This is a genomic window from Agrobacterium sp. T29 (genome assembly GCF_006970545.1).
Lineage (GTDB): Bacteria > Pseudomonadota > Alphaproteobacteria > Rhizobiales > Rhizobiaceae > Agrobacterium > Agrobacterium leguminum.
This window is the reverse complement of the sequence record NZ_CP040641.1, coordinates 155387-174635: the sequence shown is the minus strand read 5'-3', so window position 1 is coordinate 174635 and position 19249 is coordinate 155387. Positions and strand designations below refer to the sequence as shown.

The 19249-nt window shown below is 61.1% G+C and carries 16 protein-coding genes; 12 read left to right on the top strand and 4 right to left on the bottom strand.

From position 1 onward, the window contains the following. Nucleotides 1-233: 233 nt before the first annotated feature. The 6 genes from FGF54_RS15825 to FGF54_RS15800 all read left to right on the top strand — a co-directional run bounded on the left by FGF54_RS15825 (nucleotide 234) and on the right by FGF54_RS15800 (nucleotide 9103). The gene (locus FGF54_RS15825) at nucleotides 234-1424 is read left to right on the top strand and encodes an efflux RND transporter periplasmic adaptor subunit (protein ID WP_142780361.1); all 1191 of its coding nucleotides are present in this window, start codon (nucleotides 234-236) and stop codon (nucleotides 1422-1424) included. Between the two features lie 11 nt (nucleotides 1425-1435). Then, the gene (locus FGF54_RS15820; protein ID WP_142780360.1) at nucleotides 1436-4570 is read left to right on the top strand and encodes an efflux RND transporter permease subunit; all 3135 of its coding nucleotides are present in this window, start codon (nucleotides 1436-1438) and stop codon (nucleotides 4568-4570) included. Between the two features lie 118 nt (nucleotides 4571-4688). Continuing rightward, complete coding sequence (locus tag FGF54_RS15815) at nucleotides 4689-5309, top strand: TetR family transcriptional regulator (RefSeq protein ID WP_080854673.1); 621 nt, start codon at nucleotides 4689-4691, stop codon at nucleotides 5307-5309. A gap of 192 nt (nucleotides 5310-5501) precedes the next feature. Next, nucleotides 5502-7025 carry a sugar ABC transporter ATP-binding protein gene (locus FGF54_RS15810; RefSeq protein WP_142780359.1) on the top strand — a complete coding sequence of 508 codons (1524 nt, stop codon included), beginning with the start codon at nucleotides 5502-5504 and terminating at the stop codon, nucleotides 7023-7025. 50 nt (nucleotides 7026-7075) lie between these two features. Beyond that, a complete protein-coding gene (locus FGF54_RS15805) occupies nucleotides 7076-8077 on the top strand; it encodes an ABC transporter permease (protein WP_020810859.1) in 1002 nt (333 codons plus the stop codon). Between the two features lie 72 nt (nucleotides 8078-8149). Next, nucleotides 8150-9103 carry a substrate-binding domain-containing protein gene (locus FGF54_RS15800; protein WP_020810860.1) on the top strand — a complete coding sequence of 318 codons (954 nt, stop codon included), beginning with the start codon at nucleotides 8150-8152 and terminating at the stop codon, nucleotides 9101-9103. Nucleotides 9104-9347: 244 nt separating this feature from the next. Here the strand turns inward: FGF54_RS15800 and FGF54_RS15795 are convergent, their stop codons facing one another. Next, on the bottom strand, nucleotides 9348-10241 hold the full coding sequence (locus tag FGF54_RS15795) for a LysR family transcriptional regulator (protein ID WP_065117027.1): 894 nt from the start codon (nucleotides 10239-10241) through the stop codon (nucleotides 9348-9350). Nucleotides 10242-10778: 537 nt separating this feature from the next. On the opposite strand from FGF54_RS15795, the gene odc2 reads away from it, so the two are divergent. The 6 genes from odc2 (at nucleotide 10779) to FGF54_RS15765 (ending at nucleotide 16323) form a co-directional block, all read left to right on the top strand. After that, nucleotides 10779-11912: an ornithine/lysine decarboxylase gene (gene odc2, locus FGF54_RS15790; RefSeq protein WP_003523360.1), complete on the top strand. Its 1134-nt coding sequence runs from the start codon at nucleotides 10779-10781 to the stop codon at nucleotides 11910-11912. A gap of 249 nt (nucleotides 11913-12161) precedes the next feature. Further along, entirely contained in the window at nucleotides 12162-12731 is a 570-nt protein-coding gene (locus FGF54_RS15785) for a GNAT family N-acetyltransferase (RefSeq protein ID WP_142780358.1), read from the top strand. Nucleotides 12732-12878: 147 nt separating this feature from the next. Then, a complete protein-coding gene (locus FGF54_RS15780) occupies nucleotides 12879-13280 on the top strand; it encodes a MarR family winged helix-turn-helix transcriptional regulator (RefSeq protein WP_020813347.1) in 402 nt (133 codons plus the stop codon). Between the two features lie 87 nt (nucleotides 13281-13367). Further along, nucleotides 13368-14663 (top strand): MFS transporter, encoded by a 1296-nt coding sequence (locus FGF54_RS15775; protein WP_080820717.1) that lies wholly within the window; start codon nucleotides 13368-13370, stop codon nucleotides 14661-14663. A gap of 309 nt (nucleotides 14664-14972) precedes the next feature. Further along, nucleotides 14973-15671, top strand: coding sequence for an OmpW family protein (locus FGF54_RS15770; RefSeq protein WP_142780357.1), 699 nt, complete (start codon nucleotides 14973-14975; stop codon nucleotides 15669-15671). A gap of 208 nt (nucleotides 15672-15879) precedes the next feature. Beyond that, nucleotides 15880-16323, top strand: coding sequence for a glyoxalase superfamily protein (locus FGF54_RS15765; RefSeq protein WP_077984241.1), 444 nt, complete (start codon nucleotides 15880-15882; stop codon nucleotides 16321-16323). A gap of 72 nt (nucleotides 16324-16395) precedes the next feature. Here FGF54_RS15765 and FGF54_RS15760 read toward each other — a convergent pair whose 3' ends face one another. From FGF54_RS15760 to ugpA, 3 genes are read right to left on the bottom strand one after another with little or no spacing between them, the layout of a single operon-like run. Further along, on the bottom strand, nucleotides 16396-17457 hold the full coding sequence (locus FGF54_RS15760) for a sn-glycerol-3-phosphate import ATP-binding protein UgpC (RefSeq protein WP_142780356.1): 1062 nt from the start codon (nucleotides 17455-17457) through the stop codon (nucleotides 16396-16398). Beyond that, on the bottom strand, nucleotides 17457-18305 hold the full coding sequence (gene ugpE / locus FGF54_RS15755; protein WP_142780355.1) for a sn-glycerol-3-phosphate ABC transporter permease UgpE: 849 nt from the start codon (nucleotides 18303-18305) through the stop codon (nucleotides 17457-17459). The genes FGF54_RS15760 and ugpE overlap by 1 nt, the downstream gene beginning before the upstream one ends. A gap of 10 nt (nucleotides 18306-18315) precedes the next feature. Then, the gene (gene ugpA / locus FGF54_RS15750) at nucleotides 18316-19197 is read right to left on the bottom strand and encodes a sn-glycerol-3-phosphate ABC transporter permease UgpA (protein WP_003523346.1); all 882 of its coding nucleotides are present in this window, start codon (nucleotides 19195-19197) and stop codon (nucleotides 18316-18318) included. Between the last annotated feature and the right edge of the window lie 52 nt (nucleotides 19198-19249).

The following is a 19249-nucleotide window of genomic DNA, read 5'->3' as shown; positions in this document are numbered from 1 at the left end:
GGGCAGGGCGGTTTTCATTGGCCCCGCACCGTCTGTAAGCCTCCGGCTGCGGTTGGATACCTGCCCTGTCCCCCCGGCCTCGCCGCATCATTCCGGCTAATTTCCGTCCGTTTGCACGCAACTTCACAAGCGCGTGAGACGGCTTTTGCGCTGCAACAATTTTATTGCCGAAGTTTTACATACGTCTTAGTATGTATGTAAATGTGACATTTTTTATGGATTCGGAGCGCAGTATGGCGAAGAGATTGGGGCAGATCGCGGCGGTGTTGTTGACGGGCATCGTTCTTGTCGGATGTAGCGATGAGCAGGCGTCTGCGCCCGGCGCGCCGCCGCCCGGTGCGGTGAAGGTCGTGACGGTGAGCCAGGAAGAACTGCCCATCACCAACGAATTGCCAGGACGCATTGCGCCGACGCGGCTTGCCGAAGTGCGCCCGCGTGTCTCCGGCATTATCGTGGAGCGGGTGTTCGAACAGGGCTCGCTGGTGACGGAAGGCGATGTTCTCTACCGGATCGATCCCGCGCCGTTCCAGGTGCGTGTCGACAGCGCCGAGGGCACGTTGCGTCGGGCGCAGGCCGCGCAGCTGCAGGCGCGGCAGACGGCCGATAGACAACAGCAGCTGCGCCGTTCCAATGTCGGTTCCCAGCAGGAATTCGATAACGCCATCGCCCAGCTGGCGCAGGCCGATGCCGAGGTGGCCGTGGCCGAAGCCGGTGTCGCGGAAGCGAAGCTCAATCTGCAATATGCCGATGTCAAAGCCCCGATCAGCGGCCGGATCGGTCGCGCGCGTATTACCGAAGGCGCCCTCGTCAGCGCCACTGGCTCTGAAAATCTCGCGACGATCCAGCAGCTCGATCCGATCTATGCCGACTTCACCCAGCCGGCGGCCGATCTTATCCGTCTGCGCAAGGCCCTGCAGGATGGCAAGCTGATGACTGGCCCGAACGAGGCAGAAGTCAACCTGCTGTTCGATGACGGCAGCCGTTATCCGCTGCCCGGCCGCCTGCTGTTTTCCGAAGCGGCGGTGGATGAAACCACCGGTCAGGTGACGCTGCGCGGTGAGTTCCCGAACCCGAACGGCGATCTGCTGCCGGGCATGTATGTCCGCGTACAGATCCAGCAGGGTATCCAGAAAGCGGCCTTCGCCGTGCCGCAGCAGGCGGTTCAGCGCGATGCCGGCGGGCAGGCGAGCGTGCTTGTCGTCAATGCCGAAGACACGGTCGAGCAGCGTCGCGTCAGCGTCGGCCGCTCCATCGGCGATCGCTGGGTGATTTCCGAGGGCCTGAAGGATGGCGACCGCGTCGTGGCCGAAGGTTTCCAGAAGACCGCTCCGGGCGCGAAAGTGAAGCCGGAACCGTGGTCCGATGAGGCCGATGTCGCCACCGCCGCTGACAGCGAGAGCGCGGCTCCGGCTGCGAAGCAATAAGGACCGATTTCATGGCACGTTTTTTCATCGATCGGCCCATTTTTGCCTGGGTCGTCGCCATTTTCATCATGCTGGCGGGCCTGCTCGCCATTCCCATGCTGCCGATTGCGCAATATCCGAATGTCGCTCCGCCGCAGATCTCCGTCTCGACGACCTATCCGGGCGCATCGCCGGAGGATATTTACCAGAGCGTCACGCGTCCCATCGAAGAAGAGCTGAACGGCGTTCCAGGCCTGATCTATTTCGAATCGACGTCGGAATCTTCGGGCCGCATTTCCATCAACGTCACCTTTGCGCCGGGCTCCAACATCGGTGAAGCTCAGGTTGAGGTCCAGAACCGCATCGCCCGCGTCGAACCCCGCCTGCCGCAGGCGGTGACGCAGCAGGGCCTGCGCGTGGAGCAGGCGGGTACGTCGTTCCTGATGATGGTGGCGCTCACCTCCGTCGACGGCAACACGGACGCCATCGGTCTCGGCGATTATCTCAGCCGCAATGTGCTCGGCGAATTACGCCGCGTTCCCGGCGTCGGCAGCGCGCAGCTCTTCGCTACCCAGCGCTCCATGCGTATCTGGATGGACCCGGACAAGATGCTGGGCCTCAGCCTGACCTCGAACGACGTCATCGGCGCCATTCAGGCGCAGAATTCGCAGGTTGCCGCCGGCCGCATCGGCGCGTCGCCAAATCCCATCGGGCAGCAGATTTCCGCAACCGTCAACGTGCAGGGCCAGCTCACCTCGCCGGAAGAATTCGGCTCCATCGTGCTGCGCGCCAATCCGGACGGCTCATCCGTGCGGTTGCGCGATGTCGCACGTGTGGAAGTGGGCGGCGAAAGCTATAACTTCTCGAGCCGCCTGAACGGCAAGCCGAGCGCCGCCATCGGCGTGCAGCTTTCGCCCACCGGCAATGCGCTGCAGACCTCCGAGGGCGTTCGCGCCACCATGGAAGAGCTGTCCCGATATTTCCCGCCGGGTCTGGAATATGAAGTTCCCTATGACACCAGCCCCTTCGTGAAAATCTCCATCCAGAAGGTAATCAACACGCTGGTGGAGGCGATCATCCTCGTCTTCGTGGTGATGTTCGTCTTCCTGCAGAATATCCGCTACACCATCATCCCGACACTGGTGGTGCCCGTGGCGCTGCTCGGCACCTGCGCCATCATGTATGTCTCGGGTTTCTCGATCAACGTTCTGACCATGTTCGCCATGGTTCTCGCCATCGGCATTCTGGTGGATGACGCGATTGTCGTCGTCGAGAATGTCGAGCGCATCATGGCAGAGGAGCATCTGTCGCCCAAGGAGGCCACCCGCAAGGCGATGGGCCAGATTTCCGGCGCGATCATCGGCATCACGCTGGTGCTGACCGCCGTGTTCGTGCCCATGGCCTTCTTCCCGGGCGCCGTCGGCATCATCTATCAGCAGTTCAGCCTGACCATGGTGGTGTCGATCCTGTTTTCGGGCTTCCTTGCTTTGTCGCTCACGCCGGCGCTCTGCGCATCGTTCCTGAAGCCCATCAAGGCCGGACACCATGAGAAGAAGGGCTTCTTTGGCTGGTTCAACCGCGGCTTCGACAAGGCGTCACACAAATATTCCTCGTCCGTCGGCAGCATCATCAAGCGTTCCGGTCGCTTCATGGTCATCTACGCGGCTTTGCTGGTCGGTCTTGGCTGGGCGTATATGCAATTGCCGAGCTCGTTCCTTCCAAACGAAGATCAGGGCTATCTGATCGTCGACATTCAGGCGCCGGCGGAAGCCAGCAGCGACCGCACCCTGCAATCCATCCAGCAGATCGAAAAGATCTTCATGGAAGAGCCGGCGGTGGATCGTGTGATTGCGGTTTCGGGTTTCTCCTTCTCCGGCTCCGGCCAGAATGCGGGTCTCGCCTTCGCCACCCTGAAAGACTGGAGCGAACGCGGACCGAACGATTCCGCCGCCGCCATATCGGCGCGCGTCAACGCCAAGCTGTGGGGTCTTCCGGACGCCATGTCGTTTGCGCTGTCGCCGCCGCCGATCCAGGGCCTCGGCAATTCCAGCGGCTTCACCTTCCGCCTGCAGGATCGCTCGGGCGCGGGACAGGCGGCTCTCAGCGCCGCCGGTGCGCAACTGATGGCCGCCGCCCGTCAGAGCCCCATCCTTGCCGGTCTTCGCATCGAAGGCATGCCGGATGCGGCGCAGGTCAATCTCATCATCGACCGTGAGAAGGCCAATACGTTCGGCGTCACCTTCAGCGACATCAACGCCACCATCTCTGCCAATATGGGGTCGTCCTACGTCAACGACTTCCCCAATGCCGGCCGCATGCAGCGCGTGACGGTGCAGGCGGAACAGGGCCAGCGCATGAAGACGGAGGATCTTTTGAACCTCAACGTCCGCAATGCAAATGGCGGCATGGTGCCGGTGAGCTCATTCGCCACGGTGGAATGGGTGCGCGGTCCCTCGCAGGTGGTCGGTTACAACGGCTATCCGGCGGTCCGTATCGGCGGCCAGTCCGCACCGGATTACTCCTCCGGTGACGCCATTGCCGAAATGGAGCGCTTAGCGGGTGAGTTGCCGAGCGGCTTCGGTTTCGAATGGACCGGCCAGTCGCTGCAGGAAATCCAGTCCGGGTCGCAGGCGCCGGTATTGATCGGGCTCAGCGTTCTGTTCGTCTTCCTGCTGCTTGCAGCACTTTACGAAAGCTGGTCCATTCCGCTCTCCGTCATGCTGGTGGTGCCGCTCGGCGTCATCGGCTCGGTGGCGGCGGTGATGCTGCGCGGCATGCCGAACGACGTCTACTTCCTCGTGGGTCTCGTCGCGATTATCGGGCTTTCGGCCAAGAACGCGATCCTGATCATCGAATTCGCCAAGGATTTGCGGGCGGAAGGAAAATCCACCTATGATGCGACGGTGGAGGCGGCGCACCTGCGCTTCCGGCCGATCCTGATGACGTCGCTCGCCTTCTCGCTCGGCGTGCTGCCGATGGCGATTGCGTCGGGCGCCAGCGCGGCGAGCCAGAACGCCATCGGCACCGGGGTTCTCGGCGGCATGATCTCGGCGACGATCCTTGCGATCTTCTTCGTTCCCGTCTTCTTCGTCTTCGTCATGAAGATTTTCGGGGATCGGAAGAAGGAGAATGAGATTGCTGCTGACGCGGTATCGCCGGCGGAATAAAACGGGTGTGACGGCTGGGCGAAAAGTCACGTGAATGCGTTCATCTGATTGACAGCCCGGCAAAGCAAACAAGGCACGGTGCGAAAGCGCCGTGCCGCGACTGGAAGGAGACATCAGCATGCGCCGAACCAAGGCCGAGGCAGAAGAGACCCGTCAGGCGATCCTTGCCGCTGCCGAGCGGGTGTTCTTCAAGAAGGGCGTGGCCAACAGCTCTCTGGATGAGGTGGCGGCTGCGGCCGGCGTTACGCGCGGGGCGATCTACTGGCATTTTTCCAGCAAGAGCGACCTTTTCATCGGCCTTTACGAATCGGTGGCGCTGCCGGAATCGGACCTGCTCGATTTCGGCGATCCGGACCTCAAGGGGGAAGCGCTGCTGGCCAAGATCGAGGACGCCGCGTGCAACTGGCTTTCGCTTCTTTCAAAAGACGAACAGCGCCAGCGCATCATGACCATCAGCCTGCGCACCAATTATTCCGATGAATTCGCCCCCGTGCTGCGCGCGCAGGAGGAGCTGGACCGTTACCACAAGCGGCTGCTCGAGGAGGCTTTCGAACGGGCGCAGGCGGAAGGGGCTTTCAACGATAACTGGACAGCCGAGTCCGCGCTCGGGGCGCTCTACTGGCTGCTGAAAGGCATGTGCTCGGACTGGCTGCTGTTCGGCAAGCGTTTCGATCTGGCCAACGAGGGTGCGGAAGCGGTGCATCGTCTCATGAAGGCTTTTCGACGCTCCCCGGCATAGCGACCGGATTTCCCGGACCCGCGCGGCGCTCAAATTTGAGTGTATTCTAAAACACCAACGAAATTTGCTTTACGTACCTCAAAACGAAGGCTAGCTTCTTCCTCGAGCTTTGGGAGGAGTTCGCAGATGGTCGTTTCAGATAAAATCAAGGGGCAAGCGCCGTCCGTTCACGCCGGATTCCGGTGACGGCACATGGCTTTTGCTGACGAATCTCCAGACCACGCCCTTATCCGGACGGTTGGGCTGTCCAAGTCTTTCGGGCCGGTACAGGTTCTCAAGGATATAGAGATCGCGGTGCGCGCCGGTGAGGTCCACGCGATCATTGGCGAGAATGGCGCCGGCAAGTCGACGCTGATGAAGCTGCTGGCCGGTAATGAAAAGCCGTCGGGCGGCGAAATCCGCATCGATGGCGAAGCCGTTATGCTGAGCGGTCCGGTGGATGCCGAACATCGCGGCATCGTTCTCGTGCATCAGGAAATATTGCTGGCCCCGGATTTGACGGTGGCGCAGAACATCTATCTCGGCCGCGAAGTGCGCCGGGGCGCCATGGTGGACGACCGCGCCATGCGTGCCGGCGCCCGCAAGGCAATCGCCGATCTTGGCGGTACGATCGATCCGGACGCCATTGTCGGCAGCCTGTCGATTGCCCAGCGGCAGCTGGTGCAGATCGCCCGTGTGCTGCTCGTGCCGCATCGCGTGGTCATTTTCGATGAACCGACGGCGAGCCTGACGCCCATCGAAACGGATGCGCTGCTGAATGTCATCAGGGACATCCGGGCGAAAGGCGTGGCCGTGCTTTACATTTCGCATCGTCTGCCGGAGGTGAAGGAGATCGCCGACCGTGTGACGGTTCTGCGAGACGGCAGGCTGGTCGCCTCCCATCCGGCATCGGCGCTGGAGCCTGCCGATATGGCGCGGCTGATGGTGGGGCGCGATGTCGCCAAGCTTTATCCGGACCGCGCCGCCGGCGGCGAGCACGAGCCGGTTCTGCAGGTGGAGCATTTTACCGTACCGGGTTATGCTCAGGATGCCGGTTTCAGCCTGCGCAGGGGCGAAATCCTCGGTTTTGCCGGTCTGGTCGGCGCGGGCAGAACGGAACTCATGGAAGGAATACTCGGCCTGCGCGCCGGTCGAGGAGCGGTGCGTCATCACGGCAGGCCGGTGCATTTCGCAAAGGCGGAAGACAGCCTGAAGGCCGGCATCGTTTATCTGAGCGAGGATCGCAAGGGCAAGGGCCTGCTGCTCACCAAGGATTTGCGTGTCAATCTCACGCTTGCTTCGCTCAAGAAATTCAGCCGGCTGTTCCAGATCGATACCCGCCGGGAAACGGCGGCGCTCGATGATGCGGTCCGCGATTTCGACATCCGCACCGGCCGCAAGGATCTGCTGGCGGGCCAGCTTTCCGGCGGCAACCAGCAGAAGCTGCTGCTGGCCAAGATGATGCTCATCGATCCGTCCATCGTCATCATCGACGAACCGACGCGCGGCATCGATATCGGCACCAAGGAGCAGATTTACCGCTTCATCGCCAGGCTCGCGGATGAGGGGCGCTCGATCATCGTCGTTTCCTCGGAAATGCCGGAGCTGATCGGCATCTGCGACCGCATTCTGGTGATGCGGTCGGGCAGGATCGTCGGCGAGGTGACGGGTGAGCGCATGACTGAAAACGACATCGTGGCGCTGGCGACGGGCGTTCATACGCAGGAACCCGCCTGAGCGCCCGCGTGCCGGGAAACATGGCCTGATAAAAGAGACTGAGGGGAAACATGACTGAGGCCGCATTTGACAACGGCAAAACGCCGAAGACCTCGAAGGACTGGGATCTGCGCGCCGTCGCGCCTTTCGTGGCGCTGGCCCTGCTGCTGGTTCTCGGCACCATCGCCAATCCCAATTTCATCGGCATCGACAATCTCCTGAACGTCATCACCCGCAGCGCCTTCATCGCCATCATCGCGCTCGGCGCAACTTACGTCATAACCTCGGGCGGGCTCGATCTTTCGGTTGGCGCGATGGTGGCTTTCGTCGCCAGCCTGATGATCCTGTTCATGAATAGCGGCGTCATCGCCAGTCCGCTTTTGATGCTGCTCACCGCCATGGCGCTGGCGCTCGCCATCGGGGCTGCCTGCGGGCTGACGAACGGCCTCATCACAACTATCGGCCGCATCGAACCCTTCATCGCCACGCTCGGCACCATGGGCATCTATCGCGGCTTGACCACATGGCTGTCTCAGGGCGGGGCGATCACGCTGCGCAATCCGGAAATCCAGACGCTTTATCGTCCGGTCTATTTCGGCAATGTCCTTGGCGTGCCGGTGCCGGTCATCGTCATCTTCGTCACCGCTGCGATAGCCGCCTTCGTGCTTTACCGCACCCGGTACGGGCGGCATCTGACCGCAGTAGGGTCGAGCGAGGATGTGGCGCGTTATTCCGGTATTTCGGTCGCGCGGGTGCGCACCATCGCTTATGTGGTGCAGGGGCTGTGTGTCGCCGTTGCGGTGCTGCTTTACGTGCCGCGCCTCGCTTCCACGTCGGCCACCACAGGCATGTTGTGGGAGCTGCAGGCCATCACCGCCGTCGTCGTCGGCGGCACGGCGCTGAGAGGCGGGGTAGGGCGCATCTGGGGGACGATCTGCGGCGCCTTCATTCTGGAGATCGTCGGCAACATCATGATCCTGTCGAACTTCGTCAGCGAATATCTGATCGGCGCCATTCAGGGGGCCATCATCATCATCGCCATGCTGGTGCAGCGTTCGCTCAGCCGCAGGTGACGTATCACGCCGCGCCATGTGGGGCAGGCGCGGTCGAAGGAGGAACGCCCCAGTCTTGGGAGGAAAGAGACTATGCGTAGTAAATTCATCGGCGTGGCCTTTGCCGCGCTGGCCACGGTGCTTGCCGCTTCAGCGCATGCGCAGGACAAGAAGGTCACCATCGGCGTATCCATTCCAGCGGCCGACCATGGCTGGACGGCGGGCGTCGTCTACCATGCCGAGCGCGTGGCGAAGCTTTTGATGCAGGAACATCCGGGGCTCAACGTCATCGTCAAGACGTCGCCGGACGCCGCCAATCAGGCGAATGCGCTGCAGGACCTTGCCGTGCAGGGGCTTGATGCGCTGGTCGTGCTGCCGTCCGATCCCGATCCGCTGGTCAACGCCATCAAGGAGATCAAGGACAAGGGCACCTTCGTCGCGCTGGTCGACCGCGCGCCGAGCGTCAACGACAATTCGATCCGCGATCTCTATGTTGCCGGCAACAACCCCGCACTTGGCCAGGTGGCCGGCGAATACATCAAGAAGACCACGCCTGACGCCGAAGTCGTGGTCATTCGCGGCCTGCCGATCCCGATCGACCAGCAGCGCCAGGATGGTTTTGACAAGGGTATCGCCGGTTCCAGCGTCAAGGTTCTCGACCGTCAATATGGCAACTGGAACCGCGACGACGCCTTCCGCGTGATGCAGGACTATCTGACCAAATACAAGAAGATCGACGTGGTCTGGTGTCAGGATGACGATATGGCTATCGGCGTGCTGGAGGCCATCCAGCAGGCGAAACGCACCGATATCCAGTATATCGTTGCGGGCGCCGGTTCCAAGGACATGATCAAGAAGGTCATGGACGGCGACAAGCTAGTGCCGGTCGACGTGCTCTATCCGCCGGCGATGGTGGCGACCGCCATGCAGCTGACGGCCGGGCATTTCTACGATCAGGTGCCGGTTGCGGGTGAATATATCCTCGATGCGACGCTCATCACCAAGGACAATGCCGAGCAGTTCTACTTCCCGGATTCGCCGTTCTGACGAGCTGGCTTCTGCCATGCGACGCCCGCTGAAACGCGGGCGTCGATGCTGCTAAAAGTTTGCCGAGGTTTGGATTTGGCGAGACGGCTGCATCCCACTCCGTCACCTCGGACTTGATCCGGGGGCCAGGGCGATCAAGTCCTTGATCGCGGGAGAGTCCTTTCACGGCGCAGACGCGCCGTGGCTGGATGCCGGATCAAGTCCGGCATGACGGAGGGATGCTCGGCGAATGCCATGCGGCTCTTCAACCGTTCTTCCTGAACCAGGCCGAGAGATAATCCACGAAGCTGCGCACCTTGGCCGGCAGGTAACGGCGATGCGGATAGACCGCATAGATACCCCTGTCCTTGGAAATATAATCGTCGAACAGCGTCACCAGCTCGCCGGACTGGATATAGGGCCGGGCGATGAAATCCGGCACCATGGCGATGCCGAGGCCGGCGCGGGCGGCGCGCAGCGTCGCCTGTGGGCTGTTGACCTCGATAGGCCCACTGATGGTGACCGAATTCGAGCCGCCATCCGGTTCGAGATAGCGCACTGTATTGTGGAAACGCGTATTGGTGTCGATGATGAAGGGAACGCGGGAGAAATCCTGCGGTCCGTCGAGCGGTCCATGCTGGGCCACAAAATCCGCCGTCGCCACCGCGTAGACCCGGAAATCGGAAAGCTTGCGGGCGATGAGGCCCGAATCCTCCAGCCGGGTTATGCGAACCGCGAGATCGAAACCCTCCTCGATCAGGTCGACGAACCGGTCCTCGGCGACGATTTCCAGCGACAGTTCTGGATTTTCCTTGGCGAAGTCGATCAGGCTCTGGCCGACATCGGCATCGATGAAGGTGCGGGGAACGGAAATCCTGAGCTTGCCCTTCAGATCGGCATTCTTTTCGCGCACCAGATCGGCGAGATTGTCGATCTCCTTCAAAATATCGGAAGCGGTGCGGTAATAGGTGTGCCCGGCTTCCGTCAGAGAGAACTGCCGGGTGGTGCGGTTGAGGAGCAGCGCGCCGAGATCGTCCTCCAGTTCCCGCACATATTTGGACAGAAGCGCCTTGGAACGCCCCGTCTTGCGCGCAGCGGCGGAAAAACCCTCCGCTTCGACGACATCGATAAAGGCGCGGATGCGGGTGAGCGTGTCCATGAAAATCCTCCAGTTCGTTCCATATAATTGAACGGCGAGGGCGGACTGTTCAACCCTTAATTCATTGCCGAAAAAATCCGCTCTTTGGTGAAAAAATCCTCTTGATTATGACTGCGAATATTCTTATTTCCCGTGCTGCCCAAAGTCGCACGTGCCCATGTGTGTCCGCCGATTCCTCGATGTGGTGAGGATTTAGGTAAGGTACCTGGAACTAACCCCTCCAGTCGCTATTCCGGCCAACCGGAAAATGCGAGGACATACGAAGCAACGACGGTGCGGGCCTTTCTGGTTCTCTGCCGGCTTTCCATCAGCCGGGGTACTAAAGAGGCACACCATCATTGCCTGAAGTGCGGTCGGGTCATTCCCTCCAATCCATGGCAGACAAAGCCGAATGATGCTCTGGCAGGGCATCGTTCACATTCGCGCCTTGAGCGTATGCTATCGATTCTGCGCCTCCACCGGCTGATTCGAATGCATATCTCGAGCGTCCTTTGTCCTCCGGATTTTTCCGGAGCCGGTTTAACAGGGAATACATCGATGACGACTGCACGCATTCTCGACTTCATCAAGACCCGACGTCCCGAAGGCCCTTGCCTCGTGGTTGATCTCGACGTCGTGCGCGACAATTTCAACGCTTTCCGGCATTCCCTGCCGAACAGCGCCATCTATTACGCCGTCAAGGCAAACCCGGCTCCCGAAATCCTGAAGCTGCTCGCTTCGCTCGGCTCCAACTTCGATTGCGCCTCCGTCGCTGAAATCCAGATGGCGCTCGATGCGGGCGCGACGGCCGACCGTATCTCCTTCGGCAACACCATCAAGAAGGAACGCGATGTTGCACGCGCCCATGCGCTCGGCATCGATCTCTTCGCCGTGGACAGCCATGAGGAAGTCGAGAAGGTTGCCCGTGCCGCTCCCGGCGCGCGCGTCTTCTGCCGCGTGCTGACGGATGGCGAAGGTGCCGAGTGGCCGCTGTCGCGCAAATTCGGCTGCGTTCCGCAGATGGCTGTCGACGTTCTGGTCTATGCACATCAGCTCGGCCTCGAATCCTACGGCGTTTCCTTCCATGTCGGTTCGCAGATGATGAATCTCGACGCATGGGATGCGGCGCTGGCCGACGCCAAGCGCGTCTTCGCTTCGCTTGCCAAGCAGGGCATCCACCTGCAGATGGTCAACATGGGCGGCGGTTTCCCGACCAAGTACCTGCGTGACGTTCCTGCCGCCGAAGAATACGGCCAGGCGATCGACACGGCGCTGCGCAAGCACTTCGGCAACCAGATCCCGAAGACGATCATCGAGCCGGGCCGTGGCATGGTCGGCAATGCCGGCGTGATCAAGGCGGAAGTCGTTCTCGTGTCGCGCAAGTCCGACAATGACAACCACCGCTGGGTGTTCCTCGACATCGGCAAGTTCGGCGGTCTCGCCGAGACGATGGACGAGGCTATCCGTTACCCGATCCGCACGGAGCGCGATCAGGACGAGATGGAGCCCTGTGTTCTGGCCGGTCCGACCTGCGACAGCGCCGATGTGCTGTATGAAAAGAACATGTACCCGCTGCCGGTCTCGCTGACCATCGGCGACGAAGTTCTGATCGAAGGCACGGGCGCTTACACGACCACCTATTCGGCGGTCGCGTTCAACGGCTTCGAGCCGCTGAAGGCCTACGTCATCTAAAGCATCGAACCGAAAAGCGTTACGCGGTTTTCGGAAAATCCGATGCTCCTTAAAAGTCCGAACGCCGTCCGCTGAGCAGGGCGGCGTCTCGACCAAGCTTCCGTTCCGGCTTTGCCGATTTTGCTGATGCGCAAATCCCTGCTTGCTGCACCTCTTCCAGCCGAGGAAAGCGTGTCGGCGGGCCGGAACGGCTCCACCAATTTTTCATCAAGGGCCGCGTGTGGGCGGTAGTGTGACGGGAGGCCAAGGATGGCCGCTCTTTTGAATTCGGTACGGGCATTTTTCACGCCGCAGACATTTCATGTCGATCAGGAAAATCCGGGCGATGTCGTCGCCCGTGAGAACCTGCTCGACCGCGCCATGGGCGCCGGCCGCCGCCGCAAGTCTTCCGAAAAGCTGCGCGCGGGTCGCATTCCGGCCGAAGGTCTCGCGCTCGTCGCTCGCGATGAGGATGGCCATGTCATCGGCACGGTGCGCCTGTGGAACGTCGAGGCCGGCATCTCGCGCGAAGGCCGCGCCGTCGAAGCGCTTCTGCTCGGCCCGCTGGCCGTCGATGCCGCCCATGAGGGCAAGGGCATCGGCTCGGCGCTGATGCGCGCCGCCATTGCCGAGGCCACCAAGCGTGGCCACGGCGCCGTTCTTCTGGTTGGCGATGCACCTTATTACGAGCGCTTCGGCTTTTTCGCCGACAAGGCCCAGCACCTCATCATGCCCGGCCCGTTCGAGCGCAGCCGTTTTCTGGCGCTGGAACTGAAAGCCGGCTGGCTTGAAGGCTCTGCCGGCCTGCTGGTGGCAAGCGGGCGCAGGCTCTCGGCCTGAGACTGGCCTCGCTGCTGATATCAAACCCCGGGCCAAAGCCGGGGTTTATTGTTTCTGCTCTATGGCCATGGGGTCGGCCGTTGCCCGCCGATAATTTCTCCCAGCGCATCTTGCGCGCAGAAATTTACGGGTATATACCCGAGACAAATGCCAAACGATAGTTGCCATTGCATCCTGTTGCGCAAAGCATCCCGCAAGGTTTCGTCCTATTATGACGAGGCCCTGGCGCCGCTTGGCGTGAATATCGGTCAGTTCAGCCTGTTGCGGAACATCAATCGCACCGCGCCTGTCTCGCTGACCGATCTGGCCGCGCGGGTGGAACTGGATCGCTCCACCGTCGGCCGCAACGCCAAGGTGCTGGCTCGCATGGGTCTGGTGGCCATCGGTCACGGCGAGGATCAGCGGGAAGCGATGCTGACCGTGACGAAGGAAGGGCATGCTATCCTGAAAGCGGGCGCGCCGCTCTGGGATGGGGTGCAGGATGAAATCGAGGCCCGGCTTGGGCCTGAGAAGACAGCACAATTGCAGGAATTGCTCGCAGCCCTGTGATTTTTTGGGGACACAAGCGGGTATCTGCCCGCAATACAGGGTATATACCCGTAAATCGGCCGCGGCCGCTGGAAAGGGAATTTGAACATGCTCTCCACACGCCTCGCCAGCTGGATGGCTGGCAGAAATCTGCATTATGGCTGGCTCGTTGCCGCAACCACCTTTTTGACCATGCTGGCCACCGCCGGTGCCATGGGGTCCGCCGGGGTGATGATCCAGCCGCTGCATCAGGAATTCGGCTGGGATATTGCCGATATTTCCTCTGCAATGGCGGTCAGGCTGGTGCTTTTTGGCCTGCTCGGGCCTTTTGCCGCCGCCTTCATGAATCATTTTGGTGTCCGGCAGGTGGTTTCCACCGCGCTTGCCCTGATCATGGGCGGCATTGTCGCCTCCTTCTTCATGACCGAGGTATGGCAATTGCTGCTGCTTTGGGGCGTGGTGATCGGCGTCGGCACCGGCATGACCGCGCTGGTATTGGGCGCCACCGTGGCGACACGCTGGTTTTCCAAGCGCCGTGGACTGGTGATCGGCCTCATGACGGCGAGTAACGCCACCGGCCAGCTGGTTTTCCTGCCGCTGCTGGCGGCGCTGACGGAAGCCTATGGCTGGCGAACCGCCTTGACCCTGTCCGTTGCGGTGATCGCCACCGCCATGGTCCTCGTCCTGCTTTTGATGCGTGACCATCCTGCCGATGTCGGCCTGCCGGCCTATGGCGAGACAGCGGTGGCAAAACCGGTCAAGCAGGATCACAATCTTCTTGCCACACTGGTATCGCCGCTGGTGACCCTGAAGAGCGTCTCGGGCAACCCCGTCTTCTGGGTACTTTTCGGCACCTTCTTTGTCTGCGGACTTTCGACCAACGGTCTCATCCAGACACACTGGATTTCGATCTGCGGCGATTTCGGCATGGCTGCGGTGACGGCGGCAGGCACGCTGGCGGTGATCGGCATTTTCGATTTCTTCGGCACCATCTTCGCCGGCTGGCTTTCCGACCGGTTCGACAATCGCTTCCTGCTGTTCTGGTTCTACGGTCTGCGCGGCCTGTCCCTGCTTTATCTCTCATTCTCGGGGTTCAGCTTCGTGGAGCTTTCGGTCTTCGCCGTCTTTTATGGGCTGGACTGGGTGGCGACCGTGCCGCCGACGGTGAAGCTCGCTGCCGAGAATTTCGGCCGCGAAAAGGCCGGTCTCGTTTTCGGCTGGGTGTTTGCCGGCCATCAGCTGGGAGCCGCCACCGCCGCCTTCGGCGCCGGTTTCTTCAAGAGCGACTTCGATACCTATATGCCCGCGCTGCAGATTGCCGGTCTGATGTGCATGATCGCAGCCGTCTCGGTTCTGCTTCTGCGCAAGCCGGGTTCCGCAACACTGACGCCCCAGGCCGCGTGATAGAGGTGATGCACTGGAAGGAGGCCTGCAAATGCGGGCCTTTTTGTATTTTTCCGACATCTGCCGGGCGCGTTGTGCACCCGCTCTTTGATTGCTGGACGGCACTTGTTGCGCAATTGTCACAATGCTTGCCGGTTAATCGTTCCGATCCATGATCGGGGTCCCGGTTTGATCCATCTCAATCGGCCCGCCTCTCCCTTCGTCATAGTGGCCCCAAGCGGTTGCGGCAGGCGAAGATTCGCGAAAGCCCGCCGTCATCAGCCGGTTCCGGGGACTTGCCCGGCTGCGGTGCGCTATAGGAGAGATGGAATGACGAACAGAAACAAAAAAACCGCCTTGCTTGCCAGTGTCGCAGTTGGTGTTGCGGCCATGCTGGTATCCGCCGATGCCATGGCTGCCGATCTGGCCCAGGCAGCGCCGGCCCCCACCGCCGAAGAGGCGATTGCGGCGGCAAGCCCGTGGATGCTGCGCGTGCGCGGCCTCGGCGTCATCACCCATGACAGCGGTAGCGTCGACGGTTTGCCGGGAGCGGGCCTGTCCTATTCGGACACCGTGATCCCGGAACTCGACATCAGCTATTTCTTCACCGAAAACTTCGCCGCAGAGCTTATCCTCGGCACCACCTATGCCAAGATCAATGGCGAGGGGTTGCTGGCCGGCACGCCGGTCGGCAAGACTTGGCTGCTGCCGCCGACATTGACGCTGCAATATCACTTCACCGATTTCGGTGCTTTCAAGCCCTATATCGGCGCGGGCGTGAACTATTCGCTGTTCTATAACCAGACGGAAAAGCCCGGTTTCAGCAATCTCGACGTCAAGAACAAGGTCGGTGCAGCCGTGCAGGTCGGTTTCGACTATATGCTGGACGAGCATTGGGGCGTGAACTTCGACGTGAAGAAGATCTTCATCAAGACCGACTGGACGGCGGAACTCGGCGGCACGCCGATCAGCGGCAAGGCCAAGCTCGATCCATGGCTGATCGGCGCGGGTATCACCTATCGCTTCTGATTGCGTGGGTGCCGGGCGCTCCCTTTGACGGGCGGCGCTTTCTGGGCTATAGGGACGGCCACGGGCATAAGAGCCCCGGCCGTCCGCAGGCGTTTGCGCCCCTGGTGAAGCTCTTTCTTAAATAACGGTCATCCCATGTTTTGCATGTCGTCGATGGCAACGCGGACCCCCTTCGGAACATTCGGCATGCGCATGTTGGAGAACCGTTATGAACGTGTCCAAACCGCTTCCCGCACTTGAGGGGCTGAAAGAACAGGCAAAGCGCCTGCGCGCCGCCCTTGAGGATCAGGGGCAGGCAATCACCCATTCGAAAGCGCTGGAACTCATCGCCGCGCAATATGGCTTCCGCGACTGGAACACCCTCCACGCATCGGCCGGCAACCGCCCCGCCTTCAACCCCTATCTTCTGGGTTCAAGGGTGGAAGGTTTTTACCTCGGCCAGCCTTTCGTGGCCTCCGTTCTGGGCGTGCAGGCGCTCGGCGGCGATCCCGAACGCTACCGGCTGACCCTGCATCTCGACGATCCGGTGGATGTGGTGACTTTCGAAAGCTTTTCCGCCTTCCGCCAGCGCGTCCACTGCAATGTCGACACATCCGGCCGCACCGTGGAGAAAACCTCCAACGGTCGGCCGCAGGTGGAACTCGTCTGGTAACGAGCCGTCGGAGATTCTAGCTATAGTGCGAGCACCCACCGAGTGGCGGGTGTCCCTTTTTCGTCGGCAGGCTTAGATTCTCTTCCCCGCCGCATCGAACAGGTGAAAATCCTTCGCCTGTGCGGCGATCTTCAGCGTTTCGCCGATGCGAAGCTGAGAGCGGCCGTGGACGCGGAAGACGATGGTGGTGCCGTCGGCGAAGGAGCCGTGCACATAGCTCTCCGCACCCACCAGTTCCACGGCATCCACCTGCACGGTGCCGGTGAAGGCGGCGTCTGCGGGGGCTTCATCGGCAAGGGTAATGTCTTCGGGGCGAATGCCGAGCGTGGCGACGCCCTGCGGCAGTGCCTCGGTTCCCTGCACCGACCAGCCGGAAGAGCCGTTTGCCGATGTCGCGCCATGGCTCAGCAGGTTCATGGAGGGCGAGCCGATGAAGGTGGCGACGAAGGTTGTCGCCGGTTTTTCATAAAGCTCGATCGGCGTGCCCATCTGCTCGATGCGGCCTGCATTCAAGACCACCAGCCGGTCGGCCAGCGTCATGGCCTCCATCTGGTCATGGGTGACATAAACGCTGGTCGTGGCGAGCGAGCGTTGCAGGCGGCGGATTTCCACCCGCATCTGCACGCGCAGCTTGGCATCGAGGTTGGAGAGCGGCTCATCGAACAGGAAGGCCGCCGGTTTGCGCACGATGGCACGGCCCATGGCCACGCGCTGGCGCTGGCCGCCGGAAAGCTGGCGCGGCTTACGCTCCAGGAACTGCTCGATCTCCAGCGCCTTGGCCGCCTCGGTGATGCGCCGTTCGATTTCCTCCTTCGGCGTGTTGCGGTTCTTCAGGCCATAAGCAAGGTTCTGGCGCACCGTCATATGCGGATAAAGCGCATAGTTCTGGAACACCATGGCGATATCGCGGTCGGAGGGTTCGAGATCGTTGACGACGCGGTCGCCGATGACGATCTGGCCGCCGGAAATGCCCTCCAGCCCGGCGATCATGCGCAGCAGGGTGGATTTTCCGCAGCCGGAGGGGCCGACGAGCACGATCATTTCGCCGTCGGCGATATCCATCGATACGCCCTTGATGGCCTCGACATTGCCGCCATAAACCTTGCGGACGTCTTTCAGCGCAATTTTTGCCATTACTTTTCGGTCTCCACCAAACCTTTGACGAACCAGCGCTGCATCAGCACCACAACGATAATCGGGGGGATGATGGCGAGGATCGCCGTCACCATCACATAATTCCAGGGCGTCGAAGCGTCGGTGAAATCCACCATGCGCTTCAAGCCGATGATGATCGTGTTCATCTTGGCGTCGTTGGTCACGAGCAGCGGCCAGAGATACTGGGTCCAGCCATAGATGAACAGGATCACGAAAAGGGCGGCGATATTGGTTCTCGACAGCGGCAGCAGAATATCCCGCATGAAGCGGAATGGCCCTGCATTGTCGATACGCGCCGCCTCGACCAGCTCACCGGGAATGGTCAGGAAGAACTGCCGGAACAGGAAGGTTGCGGTCGCCGACGCCATTAGCGGCAGTGTCAGCCCGGCATAGGTGTCAATCAGGCCCAAATCGACGATGACCTTGTAGGTGGGCAGGATGCGCACTTCCACCGGCAGCATGAGCGTGATGAAGATCATCCAGAAGAAGCCCATGCGGAAGGGAAAGCGGAAGAAGACGATGGCGAAGGCCGACAGGAACGAGATGACGATCTTGCCGATGGCGATGGCGAACGCCACGACGAAGCTGTTGAACAGCAGCCGTTCGAGGCTGACGCCGACCACTCTTTCGACACCGCCGACCATGGCCTCGGTGTAATTGGCGCTCAGATGATCGCCGGGCAAAAGCGACATGGGCGGGCGGATGATATCCGTCGACGTCATGGAGGAGGCGACGAAGGTGTAATAGATCGGGAAGGCCACGATGATGATGCCGAGTACCAGCATCAGATGGGCGATCACGCGGGCGACCGGGCGATTTTCAATCATCAGTAAATCCTCAGCCGTAATGCACGCGCTTCTCGACGAAGCGGAACTGGAAGGCGGTGAGCGCGATGACGATCACCATCAGGATCACGGATTGCGCGGCGGAAGAGCCGAGATTGAGGTTCACGAAACCATCATTATAGACCTTGTAGACCAGCGTTTCCGTCGCCTTGGCGGGGCCGCCGCCGGTGACGGCATGGATGATGCCGAACGTATCGAAGAAGGCGTAAACCGTGTTGACGACCAGAAGGAAGAAGGTTGTCGGCGCAAGCAGCGGGAAAACGATGGTCCAGAAGCGCCGCGAACCGCGCGCGCCATCAATGGAGGCCGCTTCCAGCAATGATTTAGGAATTGCCTGCAAGCCTGCGACAAAAAACAGGAAATTATAACTGATCTGCTTCCACGCGGCAGCCGCGACGACGAGCAGCATGGCCTGATCGCCGTTGAGCAGCGGGTCCCACATGATGCCGTTGCGGCGCAGAATGTAGGAGAAGGTGCCCATGGCCGGGTTGAACATGAAGAGCCACAACATGCCGGCCACCGCAGGGGCGACGGCATAGGGCATGATCATCATGGTGCGGTAAAAGCCCTTGCCGCGCACCACGCGGTCCGCCGCCGTCGCCAGAAGCAGCGCCAGCCCCATGGAGACGAGCGCGGTCAGGATGCTGAAGATGACGGTGACCTGCAGCGAGTTCAGATAGCTTTCATCCGACAGCACGGCGGAAAAATTCGCCAGCCCGACGAAATTGCTGTTCAGCCCGAAGGCGTCCTCGCGCATGGTCGACTGGTAAAGCGCCTGGCTTGCCGGCCAGAAGAAAAAGATCACCGTGAGGATGATCTGCGGCGCGACCAGTAGATAGGGCAGAATCTTGTTGGGGAATACGACGCTTTGCACGGCGATCTCCTGATGAGATGGGAATGCCGCCCGCACCCTGTCGAGGATGCGG